This is a genomic window from Rossellomorea sp. NPDC077527, assembly GCF_044542955.1.
GTDB lineage: Bacteria > Bacillota > Bacilli > Bacillales > Bacillaceae_B > Rossellomorea > Rossellomorea aquimaris_E.
Genome location: NZ_JBITVL010000018.1, coordinates 1 through 11,150, shown reverse-complemented (window position 1 = coordinate 11,150; position 11,150 = coordinate 1). Strand labels below are relative to the sequence as shown.

The window sequence follows — 11,150 nt, the reverse complement described above, 5'->3', positions numbered from 1 at the left end:
TTGCTAACAAGACTGAAGAAGATATGATGAAAGTACGTAACCTAGGACGTAAATCCCTTGAAGAGGTTAAAGTGAAACTTGAAGACCTTGGACTTGGATTACGTAAAGACGACTGATAACATCTTCTTTCATATATAGACTCAACAAAGGAGGGAACCCTTAATGGCTTACAGAAAGTTAGGACGTACTAGTGCTCAACGTAAAGCAATGCTACGTGATTTAGCTACAGACCTAATCATTAACGAGCGCATCGAAACAACTGAAACTCGTGCGAAAGAGCTTCGTTCAGTTGTGGAAAAAATGATCACATTAGGTAAACGTGGTGACATTCACGCGCGTCGTCAAGCTGGTGCATTCATTCGTAAAGAAGTTGCAAACGCTGAAAACAACCAAGATGCTTTACAAAAGTTATTCTCTGACATCGCTCCTCGTTACACAGAGCGTCAAGGTGGATATACTCGCATTATGAAGGTTGGTCCTCGCCGTGGTGACGGTGCTCCAATGGCAATCATCGAATTAGTTTAATAATTCGTGACTTCTAACATTAAGGGCGGGACAGTTAATCCTTAACTGCTTCTTTGCCCTTTTTGTATAAGTGCATGTGATGAAAAGCAGAGCGTTACGATGAGCAGCGCTGTCTGACTCGTCTAGCTCGTGCACCCCTTCCAACTTCTATGTTCATAGAAGCTGTTCAGTGGATGAACAAGAAAAGACTCTCTTTTCTTTGGTCGGGGTGCAGGCTTTTTTTTATATGCAAAGGTTTTAGCAGAGCTGAGTATGGAAGAGCATAGAGGAGGTTACAGAATTGAAAGAAATCATTAAAGTGGACGATGTGCATTTCAGATATCCGGATCAAGATACCTTCGCCCTAAAAGGTATTAGTCTGACTGTTCGTCAGGGTGAGTGGCTTGCCATTGTCGGACATAACGGATCAGGTAAATCCACCCTTGCGAAGATGTTGAACGGTCTTCATTTTCCTGAGAAGGGACTTGTTAAGGTGGATGGAATCACTCTTGAGGAAAGTTCTATTTGGGACATCCGCTCTAAGCTAGGTATGGTTTTTCAGAATCCCGATAATCAATTTGTGGGTGCTACAGTGGAAGATGATGTGGCTTTTGGGTTAGAAAACCATGGGGTACCTCATGAATCGATGGTACAGAGAGTCAATGATGCTTTAAAAAGTGTCCATATGGAAGATTTTCTTGATCAAGAGCCGCACCATTTATCAGGAGGTCAAAAACAGCGTGTTGCGATCGCCGGGGTTGTAGCTTTGCAGCCGAAGATCATTATCTTGGATGAAGCCACCTCGATGCTTGATCCAAAAGGAAAACAGGAAGTCCTTGAAACAGTTCGTAAACTGAAAGAGGAAGAAAACTTGACGGTGATTTCCATTACCCATGACCTGGAAGAAGCGACAAAGGCAGATCGCATGATTGTCTTAAACCAAGGCAGTGTCTTTAAGGAAGGATTGCCAGAAGAGATTTTCCTTTTAGAGGATGAACTGATGAAGCTCGGACTGGATTCCCCATTTACAATCAAGCTTGCCGGGGCATTGAAGAACTCTGGAATTCCTTTGAGCAGAACCTATTTTACAGAAGAAGAGTTGGTGGATGAATTATGCACATTACATTTCAACAAGTAGAATACCGATATTCATTCAACACTCCATTCGAAAAGCTTGCTCTTCAGGATATCAATCTTTCTATTCCAACGGGGCAGTTTCTTGCGGTGATCGGCCACACCGGTTCAGGTAAATCTACACTCCTGCAGCATTTGAACGGGTTATTAAAGCCTACGGAGGGAATCGTCCGGGTAGGGGAGCATGAAATAAAGGCTAAACAAAAAGCGAAGAACCTGAAGCCCGTAAGACAAAAAGTCGGGATCGTCTTTCAATTCCCAGAGCATCAGTTGTTTGAAGAAACCGTCCTCAAGGATATTTGCTATGGTCCCATGAATTTCGGTGTGTCGGAGGAAGAAGCAATCCGAAGAGCGAAAGAACTGATTGTCAAGGTCGGGCTGTCTGAGGATGTATTACAGAAATCCCCATTCGATCTGTCAGGCGGACAAATGAGACGTGTCGCCATTGCCGGGGTACTGGCCATGAATCCAGAAGTCATCGTATTGGATGAGCCGACAGCAGGACTTGATCCAAGAGGGCAAAAAGAGATCATGGACATGTTCTATACTCTTCACAAAGAAAAGGGTCTGACGACCATCCTGGTCACCCATAGTATGGAGGATGCCGCTCATTATGCAGAGGAAATCGTGATCATGCAGAAAGGGCGATTAAAACGACAAGGAAGCCCGAGGGATATATTCTCAGATGCGGATTCCCTTTTTGAAATGGGACTGGATGTCCCTGATGTCGTCCGTTTTCAGTATCAGCTCGAACATAGGATAGGGAAGAAGCTGCCTAAGACCTGCTTAACAATCGATGAATTGGCTTCTGCCATCCATACGATTCAGGACGGAGGTGCAGCGCTATGATGGAGAAAATGATCTTCGGACGCTATGTGCCGGCTAAGTCCATCCTTCACCAAATGGATCCAAGAGCAAAGCTATTATTCATTTTCGGATTTATATGTGTCGTCTTCCTGGCGAATAACGCTGTGACATACGCATTGCTTGGCCTGTTTACGATTAGTGCACTCATTCTATCCAATCTTTCCATCCGGTTCATCATCGGAGGGCTCAAGCCCATTCTATGGCTGATTTTGTTTACATTCTTCCTGCATGTGTTTTTCACAAAGGAAGGTCCTGTCATCCTGGACCTCGGGCTTCTGTCTGTTCATAAAGAAGGGCTAAGGCAGGGGATCTTTATTTCATTACGATTCTTTTACCTGATCCTTGTGACATCACTATTGACATTGACAACGTCTCCCATCACAATCACGGACGGGCTTGAAACGCTATTGAATCCATTGAAAAAGGTAAAGTTCCCTGTTCATGAATTGGCTCTTATGATGTCCATTTCCCTGCGCTTTATCCCCACTTTGATGGAGGAAACAGACAAGATCATGAAAGCGCAGATTGCAAGAGGGGCAGAATTTTCGTCCGGTCCCATTAAAGATCGGATCAAAGCCATCATTCCTTTATTGATCCCCCTTTTCGTCAGTGCTTTTAAACGGGCAGAGGACCTAGCAACCGCCATGGAAGCAAGAGGATATCAAGGAGGGGAGGGCAGGACGAAATACCGCCTGCTATCCTGGCATAAGAAGGACACGGGGGCGTTAATCGTACTTGCCCTCCTGACAGCAGTATTAGTTATTTTCAGAGGGTAACGGGAGTGTGGCTTATGCAGAGAGTGAAGTGTACCATCGCATATGATGGAACGTATTTTCATGGATATCAGGTACAGCCCAGAGAGCGGACTGTCCAGGGTGTCATCGAGGATATATTGTCTACCATCCATAAGGGGGAAAGGATACGGATCAGCGGCTCAGGCCGGACCGACGCAGGAGTCCATGCGAATGGACAAGTATTTCATTTTGATACCCCATTATCCATACCTGCAGAGAAATGGCCAGTAGTCCTGAATACACGGTTGCCGGATGAGGTAACGGTGAAAGGCGCGGAGATTGTATCGGCAGATTTTCACTCGAGGTTTTCAGTAGAGCAGAAGGAATACCGTTACCGGGTCTATACCGGGGAGTCAAGAAGTCCATTTAAGCGTCACTTTGCGCTTCATTACCCTTATAACCTTTCAGTGACCGACATGGAGCGCGCTGCAGGTTATCTTATCGGTGAGCATGACTTTACGAGCTTCTGCTCAGCTAAGACCGAGGTGGAAGACAAAGTAAGGACGATCCACCATATTAGCATTCACGAGCATGAAGAAGAAATTATTTTTTCTTTTGTAGGGAATGGGTTTTTATATAATATGGTGAGGATCCTGGTCGGAACATTATTGGAGGTAGGTTCTGGGAATATTCCTATAGAAGACATACCTCTAATCCTGGAAGCCCGGAATCGTGATCGTGCAGGAAAGACCGCACCGCCGCATGGGTTGTATTTGTGGAAGGTGGAGTATGGTTCTTCTGAAAAATAGGATTATCTATAAATGATTTAAAAAAATACTAAAACAACTAATCCTGGTGTAACATTCTCTTGACAATAGACTGGGAACAAGATAATATAGCATATGGTATGTTATTAACCCCACGATAAGCCCCGGAAACTTATTGTGATTAGAAAATAAATACTACGGATTCATTAAATAGGAGGTTAAATCATGCGTACAACGTATATGGCAAAAGCCAACCAAATCGATCGTAAATGGTTCGTTGTAGATGCTGAAGGTAAAACTCTTGGACGTCTATCCAGTGAAGTTGCTTCAATTCTACGCGGAAAACACAAACCAACATTCACACCACATGTTGACACTGGTGATCATGTAATCATTCTTAATGCTTCAAAAATTGAATTAACTGGGAAGAAGTTAACGGACAAGATCTACTACCGTCACACAAATCACCCAGGTGGTTTAAAACAACGTACAGCATTAGAAATGCGTACAAACTACTCAGAGAAAATGTTAGAGCTTACTATCAAAGGTATGCTTCCAAAAGGTTCTCTAGGTCGTCAAATGTTCAAGAAATTACATGTATATGCTGGAGCAGAGCATCCACATCAAGCACAACAACCTGAAGTTTACGAACTTCGTGGATAATTAATAAGAGGAGGTTATTATCTTGGCTCAAGTTCAATATTACGGAACTGGTCGTCGTAAGAGCTCAGTAGCTCGTGTACGTTTAGTACCAGGTAACGGAAACATTGTTATCAATGATCGTGAAGTAGAAGTTTATATCCCATTCGCAGCACTAAGAGAAGTAATTAAGCAACCACTAGTTGCAACTGAAACTCTTGGTAACTACGACGTTTTAGTAAACGTTAATGGTGGAGGCTATGCTGGTCAAGCTGGTGCGATCCGTCACGGAATCGCTCGTGCTTTACTACAAGCAGACCCTGAATACCGTGGAACTCTAAAACGCGCTGGATTATTAACTCGTGACTCTCGTATGAAAGAGCGTAAAAAATACGGTCTTAAAGGTGCACGTCGCGCGCCACAATTCTCTAAGCGTTAATTATTATTTCACACAAAAGCTCAGCCGATTCTGTCGGCTGGGCTTTTTTTATTGGGTTTGAGGGACGGACCTCCATTTATGTTCCATTTCTGAACTAAAACCCTTTAGTATCAATGGATTCTTTATATTACAAGGCTGATTTTGGAGGTCCGTCCCTCAAAAAAATTGGTAACAGTTACTCGAATGAAGTGTGGTGTTGGGTAGGAAAATACGTTCAAAGGGGTGGATGTGTTTGAACGTTATTACAACTTTCAATACAAAGAGAAGAGAAAAGCAAATCAAGACAGAAAGAACATTGTTGAAAGAAATTTCGATTAAGATGCTGCAGGAGAGTGTCAGGCGGCATTTTGGATATATAAAGGTTCAAGGCGGCGTATTTATGCAGCAGGGATTTGACGAGGCTTGCTTTGATGTAGCGATCGAGGCCTATCTCCTGGGTGGAAAGGTCAGTAAGTTTGGTTACTCGGGTGAAGACGAGAAGCTGGTGAAAAAGCGGTGCGAGGAAGAAATGAAGCATTTTATTGATACCCTGTATAATTTTTGGTTGTACTGGTCTGAGATGGGTGTCTCCAATCAGGTAGACGAGTCCTTTTATTATTGCTGTGAACACTATGTGGAAACATGGTGGTCTGAAGGGTATGAAAAAGGGATCAAGCGCCACAAACTGCGTTTGAATTAAATTCAGTTCTAAAATCCATTCTTGTCCCATATTTTTTAGTAAAGCAGCGGGAATTCTCTTCCGTGGTTAAGACTGGAAATAGGAGGACTGGAATGGTTCAGAAACTGAAGGTTATCGGGATAATTTCTGCACTGGCTATCTTATTATTCATCATTCAATATAAGGTATTAGACAAGGATACATGGGATTCATGGAACCTCCCCTTATCAGGAAAAATCATTTATATAGATCCTGGCCATGGTGGTCCTGATGGCGGGGCTGGGGATGAAAAGGCACTGGAAAAGGATATCGCTTTGAATGTATCGCTGATGATAAGGGATTATCTGCAAGAGCAAGGGGCGCTCGTAATTCTGACACGCGAGAAGGATAAAGATCTTGCTGATGAGGATACGAGGGGATACAGCCGCCGAAAAGTGGAAGATCTAAAGAAACGGCTCAGCCTGATTAATGAATCAGAGGCCGATATGTTTCTTAGCATTCATCTGAATTCCATCCCATCAGCAAAATGGAGCGGGGCCCAAACGTTCTACAATCCAAAATTTGAAGAAAACAAAGCACTTGCCAAAGCCATCCAGGCTGAATTGACAAGGAATCTGGAAAACACAACCAGAGAAGCAAAGGGACTTCAGAATGTATATATCCTGAAACATGCAAAAAAATCCGGAGCCCTCGTCGAAATCGGCTTCCTCTCCAATCCGGGAGAAAGGGCCAACCTTCTAAAAGAAGACTATCAGCAAAAAATTGCAGCATCCGTCTATCAAGGAGTACTTAATTATCTAACTATGGACGATAAAAACAAAAAAGAAGCTGATGAGGAATAACCTCTCAGCTTTTTTCTTGTGGTTTTTATTTTGGGGTGATTTCGTAAAAATAGTTTAATTATTGATGAAGTGAGAATTAGTTAAATTTTTTCAATAACTTAACAGACATTGTTGATTGTAATCACATCATATGATCATTATTAAGCTCTGTCACGAAAAACTTGTTAAAAGGGGGAGGGGGAACTACGTAGACTCCTGCGGAAAACGGGCGCGCCGAGACCCCGGAAGCGAATTTTGCTGAGGAGGCTCGGCCGAACGTCCGCGGAAAGCGGAGTAGTTCCACCTCCCCCTTCAGCACACAATCATTGACAGAGCATTACTATATATTTGACTTGTTTAATATACTAGCACCATTATTATTATTCAACAAAAGCATTCGAAACCTTTTGAGCATTCATTCAACTGAGAATATGTTATACTGAACACAGAGAGTTGAAAACGAATACATAAAAAAGGGTGGTTATTCATGTTAACGGAACAACAGACACGCGAGCTATTATTCGGATTAAAAGATCCTTTTTTACATAAAACATTACAAGAAACAAATGGAGTCGTAGACATCTCCATAAAAGAAGAAAAGAATCATGTCAGCGTGAAAATTGCCATTGCCAAGACCGGTACCGGGGAGCAGATGCAGTTTCAGCAACAAATCGTCCAATTGTTGAAAGAGAATGGCGCTGAGTCTGTAGGTATCAGATTTACCGAACTTCCAGAAGAAGAGCTTGAGAAGCATAGAGGAACAGGTGGGGAAGGAACGGATTTATTATCCCCGGCAAGTAAGACAACCTTCATCGCGATTGCCAGCGGAAAAGGCGGAGTGGGAAAATCAACGGTTTCCGTCAATCTGGCCGTGTCCTTAGCCCGTCAAGGCAAGAAAGTAGGACTTGTAGATGCCGACATTTACGGCTTCAGTGTACCCGATATGATGGGAATTGTGAAACGACCAGTCGTACGTGGAGAAAGAATTATTCCAGTAGAACGATTTGGTGTAAAGGTCATCTCCATGGGCTTCTTTGTAGAAGATAATGCCCCTGTCATTTGGAGAGGACCGATGCTTGGTAAAATGCTCAATAACTTCTTTTCTGAAGTCGAGTGGGGCGATTTAGACTATTTATTACTGGATCTGCCTCCGGGAACTGGAGACGTCGCTCTGGACCTTCATACGATGCTTCCACATTGTAAGGAGATCATCGTGACGACCCCTCATCCAACAGCGGCCTTTGTAGCAGCTCGTGCAGGTGCCATGGCCCTTCAAACGGATCATGATATTTTAGGCGTAGTGGAGAACATGTCTTATTTTGAAAGCAAACTGACAGGTGAAAAGGAATTCGTATTCGGTCAAGGCGGGGGAGAGAAGCTTACAGAAGAGCTCCGTACTGATTTATTAGGGAAGCTTCCACTTCAACAGCCTGATTGGAATGAAGAGGATTTTGCTCCATCTATTTATGCAGAGGATCACCGACTGGGACAAATTTATGGAGAGATCGCTCACAAGGTGATTGAAAAGTTATCTTAAGGAAACGAAAAAAGGACAAATGCAGAGAAGACTGCATTTGTCCTTTTGAATTTGAGTGTGACGTGCTTCTTATTGCCCGCCGTTGCCAGTACCCCCGGAGTCGCCTGAACTTCCTTGGCTACCTCCAGAAGAAGAAGATTCGCTTCCGCCACCTTCACTTTTACCCCCATCTTTCATTTCCCCAGCAGCCTTCAATAGAACATCCTGAAGTTTTGCCTTGAATAATGGGCTTTCAAATGTCTCGGTGATTACTTTTTGCAGGTATTCTTTGTACTCCTGGCTTTTTAGAACTTCAGTAAGTTCTTTCTTGAATTCAGGATCCTTTAAGAGGTCCATCATCATTCCTTGATATTCTGGATCTTTCATGAGGTCTTTGAGCAATTTTTCATTTCCGCTCTTCATGCTTTTCGCCATTGCTTCTGCAAACTTCGGATCCTCAAAAGATTTTTTCCAGAATTCTGTTCCTTTTTCGGATGTGAGCGTTTTGGATATGGTATCCGTGACGACTTTTTGATCCATGATAAGCTCTGACTTCATTTTTTCATCCGTCATGATTTCCTGGATGGCTTTTTTTCCATCATCGGTCTTTAATATATCAACAACCATTTTCTTGGTTTCTTCGTAATCCATTTTGCTACTGCCTGTCTCTCCTCCACCGCTACAAGCGGATAGAAGAAGCAGGGGCAGTAGAAAAAGAAAGGAATATCTTTTCATGGGTAGGCTCCTTCCATACAAATTCCCTTACCTTTAATATGAGAAATAACGAAAAAAATATGCACAGGGAAAATTGGAACCTAGATTTTTTAAACATGCGTTGGTACAATCAGGGGAGTGTATATCTTTTTATTTGGAGGAAAATAGAAGTGACCATCCGCAATTGGATTCGTTTATTTATTCATACGTTAGTAATTGGTGGAGCCGTAACGGGTGTGACTGCCCTTATCATTAGATGGGATCAGTTCGGACCTTACTTTCAAGACGGTAACGTGATTGGCATATTATCGAGTTTACTTTGGTTCGTATTTGTAGGATTTACATTCAGTGTCATCAGTCAAATGGGGTATTTCGCATACTTGACCATTCATCAATTCGGGATGGGGATGTTTAAAAGCTTATGGAACCCTGTTCAATTGGTACTGATCGCCCTTGTGCTGTTCGATCTGATTTATTTCCGGTTCAGGGCATTCGCTGTTGAAGGTGAATCGTACACCCCTTATATTTTACTCGGAATAGGGATCTTAGTGGTGGGTCTTGTGGTTGCTTATGTGAAGAACCAGCAATCAGAAGCCAAGACCAACACATTTGTATCTGCACTTTTCTTTATGATCGTGGTGACGACACTGGAATGGCTGCCGGTATTATTGGTGAATTCCGTGAAATGGCTGTATCTTATGTTGCTCGCATTACTTGCCTGTAATGCATTCCAACTGTTGCGCCTTCCTAAGTATATAGAGAAATCCCAAATTGAAAGAGAACAAAAGCAGTCGGCTAAGCGCTGAAAAAAACCGCAGATGAATGTCATCTGCGGTTTTTTTATTGAATGAGGGAAGACTTGGCATCACCGTTTGATATCATATCAGATACGGTAATGAAGTTCCCTTTTCCTTTTAACTCTTTCACGATGGACGGCAGGGCGTCTTTCGTCTGTTTAGCGGAATCGGATGCGTGGAGAAGGACGATGTCCCCTTTTTTCACTTTGCTTATATTCCGGAGAATTTCATCCACCCCTGGATTTGTCCAATCCTTAGAATCAACGCTCCAATGAACAACCGTTAAGCCGAGGGAATCGGCCACTTTTAATGTTTTTTTATCAAAATGACCGGTAGGTACCCGTAATAATTTTACCTCTTTCACATTCAGCTTCTTAAAGACCGTATCGGCTTTCAATATATCCTGCTTGATCTTACTCGGTTCCAACTCCGTATAGTCGGTATAAGCATAGCCGAGATTACCGACTTCATATCCCTGCTTTACAATTTGTTCCACTAAATCAGGATGTCGTTCCGCCCAGGCTCCCGAAAGAAAGAAAGTAGCGGATGTGACATTCATTTTCTTTAATTCCTCAAGAATCGGTTTGGCCTTTTCATCTCCCCAACCGATGTTAAACGTCATCGCCACACCCTTTTCTCCTTTGTAGATCGCTTTCGGGCCATCTTTTGTACTGAAAACAGAAAGAGTCGAAAGATTACTGCTATAGACAAACAAAGCAGTAAAGAAAGAAATCACGATGATCAGACTAATTTGCTTTAATTTCTTAGCATTCACTGTGTGAAATGTATTCACAGATTGATCCCTCCGTTCAACCGTCTATCTTTACTAAAGATATGCATGTCCCCGGAAAAAATATCTATATGTTAAAAAAATGATTATAAATTTCACTTAATGGAAAAAACTACAAATACAAACATAAAGGGGTGACATACTTGCTGGGGTTAATGATTAATGATAGAGAGAAACAAGAAATAGAGTATTTATTAAAACGAGAAATGGATGAAATACTATTTGACTTAAAAGATTCTCGAATTGATCATATCGTTAAAAGAGCAATGGATGAGCGGTATAAAATCTTATTTTCCCTTTTTAAACGCTTTGCCAGTCAAAAGGAATGTTTGAAATATATGAAGACGACAGCTAGGAAAGAGACGTATTGATGATACGGAAGCTCCCGTTTTAGATAAGCGGGAGCTTCCATTATGCTAAGATGAATGGGGAATGTGCTTTAGATAGCCGGTAACGAAAGAGAAGGATGTAAAAGAAGTAACGGCTTTGAAATAATTCCTTAAAAAAGTTCACAAAATGTATTGACCCGTATCTGAAAACTTGTTATAGTAATAAACGTCGCTGAAACACATTGAATTATTTAGAAGAAACACCAATAAATAATTCGAAAAAACAGTTGACATCACACGATGATATGTGATAAATTAATAAAGTCGCTTCAAACGAAGTGCTTGTACATTGAACCTTGAAAACTGAACAAAACAAGACAATACGTCAACGTTAATTCTAGATTTATTTTTAAAGAGCTATTCAAACTTTTATCGGAGAGT

General features: G+C 42.1%; 15 protein-coding genes. 13 read left to right on the top strand and 2 right to left on the bottom strand.

Annotation, left to right across the window (positions count from 1 at the left end):
- From ACIGG7_RS23675 to ACIGG7_RS23625, 11 genes are all read left to right on the top strand, one after another.
- A partial coding sequence (locus ACIGG7_RS23675; RefSeq protein WP_397551179.1) for a DNA-directed RNA polymerase subunit alpha C-terminal domain-containing protein occupies nt 1-116 on the top strand: 116 nt, incomplete at its 5' end.
- Nucleotides 117-162: 46 nt separating this feature from the next.
- On the top strand, nt 163-525 hold the full coding sequence (gene rplQ, locus ACIGG7_RS23670; protein WP_034765940.1) for a 50S ribosomal protein L17: 363 nt from the start codon (nt 163-165) through the stop codon (nt 523-525).
- A 280-nt stretch (nt 526-805) separates the two neighbouring features.
- Nucleotides 806-1,642: an energy-coupling factor ABC transporter ATP-binding protein gene (locus tag ACIGG7_RS23665; RefSeq protein ID WP_397551178.1), complete on the top strand. Its 837-nt coding sequence runs from the start codon at nt 806-808 to the stop codon at nt 1,640-1,642.
- Entirely contained in the window at nt 1,618-2,487 is an 870-nt protein-coding gene (locus tag ACIGG7_RS23660; protein WP_397551177.1) for an energy-coupling factor ABC transporter ATP-binding protein, read from the top strand. The genes ACIGG7_RS23665 and ACIGG7_RS23660 overlap by 25 nt, the downstream gene beginning before the upstream one ends.
- Complete coding sequence (locus ACIGG7_RS23655; protein WP_397551176.1) at nt 2,484-3,281, top strand: energy-coupling factor transporter transmembrane component T family protein; 798 nt, start codon at nt 2,484-2,486, stop codon at nt 3,279-3,281. Before ACIGG7_RS23660 ends, ACIGG7_RS23655 begins: the two co-directional genes overlap by 4 nt.
- 14 nt (nt 3,282-3,295) lie before the next feature.
- Nucleotides 3,296-4,048 carry a tRNA pseudouridine(38-40) synthase TruA gene (gene truA, locus ACIGG7_RS23650; protein WP_397551175.1) on the top strand — a complete coding sequence of 251 codons (753 nt, stop codon included), beginning with the start codon at nt 3,296-3,298 and terminating at the stop codon, nt 4,046-4,048.
- A 183-nt stretch (nt 4,049-4,231) separates the two neighbouring features.
- The gene (rplM, locus tag ACIGG7_RS23645) at nt 4,232-4,669 is read left to right on the top strand and encodes a 50S ribosomal protein L13 (protein ID WP_034765935.1); all 438 of its coding nucleotides are present in this window, start codon (nt 4,232-4,234) and stop codon (nt 4,667-4,669) included.
- Nucleotides 4,670-4,691: 22 nt separating this feature from the next.
- A complete protein-coding gene (gene rpsI / locus ACIGG7_RS23640; protein ID WP_034765933.1) occupies nt 4,692-5,084 on the top strand; it encodes a 30S ribosomal protein S9 in 393 nt (130 codons plus the stop codon).
- Between the two features lie 232 nt (nt 5,085-5,316).
- A complete protein-coding gene (locus tag ACIGG7_RS23635) occupies nt 5,317-5,763 on the top strand; it encodes a DUF2521 family protein (protein ID WP_224945508.1) in 447 nt (148 codons plus the stop codon).
- A gap of 92 nt (nt 5,764-5,855) precedes the next feature.
- On the top strand, nt 5,856-6,584 hold the full coding sequence (cwlD, locus tag ACIGG7_RS23630; RefSeq protein WP_224945509.1) for an N-acetylmuramoyl-L-alanine amidase CwlD: 729 nt from the start codon (nt 5,856-5,858) through the stop codon (nt 6,582-6,584).
- A gap of 466 nt (nt 6,585-7,050) precedes the next feature.
- Complete coding sequence (locus ACIGG7_RS23625; RefSeq protein WP_224945510.1) at nt 7,051-8,100, top strand: Mrp/NBP35 family ATP-binding protein; 1,050 nt, start codon at nt 7,051-7,053, stop codon at nt 8,098-8,100.
- A 69-nt stretch (nt 8,101-8,169) separates the two neighbouring features.
- Here the strand turns inward: ACIGG7_RS23625 and gerD are convergent, their stop codons facing one another.
- Nucleotides 8,170-8,814 carry a spore germination lipoprotein GerD gene (gene gerD / locus ACIGG7_RS23620; protein WP_397551174.1) on the bottom strand — a complete coding sequence of 215 codons (645 nt, stop codon included), beginning with the start codon at nt 8,812-8,814 and terminating at the stop codon, nt 8,170-8,172.
- 149 nt (nt 8,815-8,963) lie between these two features.
- Between gerD and ACIGG7_RS23615 the strand changes: the two genes are divergently transcribed.
- On the top strand, nt 8,964-9,599 hold the full coding sequence (locus ACIGG7_RS23615; RefSeq protein WP_397551173.1) for a KinB-signaling pathway activation protein: 636 nt from the start codon (nt 8,964-8,966) through the stop codon (nt 9,597-9,599).
- 34 nt (nt 9,600-9,633) lie between these two features.
- Here ACIGG7_RS23615 and pdaB read toward each other — a convergent pair whose 3' ends face one another.
- Nucleotides 9,634-10,383: a polysaccharide deacetylase family sporulation protein PdaB gene (gene pdaB / locus ACIGG7_RS23610; protein ID WP_397551172.1), complete on the bottom strand. Its 750-nt coding sequence runs from the start codon at nt 10,381-10,383 to the stop codon at nt 9,634-9,636.
- 140 nt (nt 10,384-10,523) lie between these two features.
- On the opposite strand from pdaB, the gene ACIGG7_RS23605 reads away from it, so the two are divergent.
- Entirely contained in the window at nt 10,524-10,751 is a 228-nt protein-coding gene (locus ACIGG7_RS23605; protein WP_224945516.1) for a hypothetical protein, read from the top strand.
- Nucleotides 10,752-11,150: the final 399 nt, after the last annotated feature.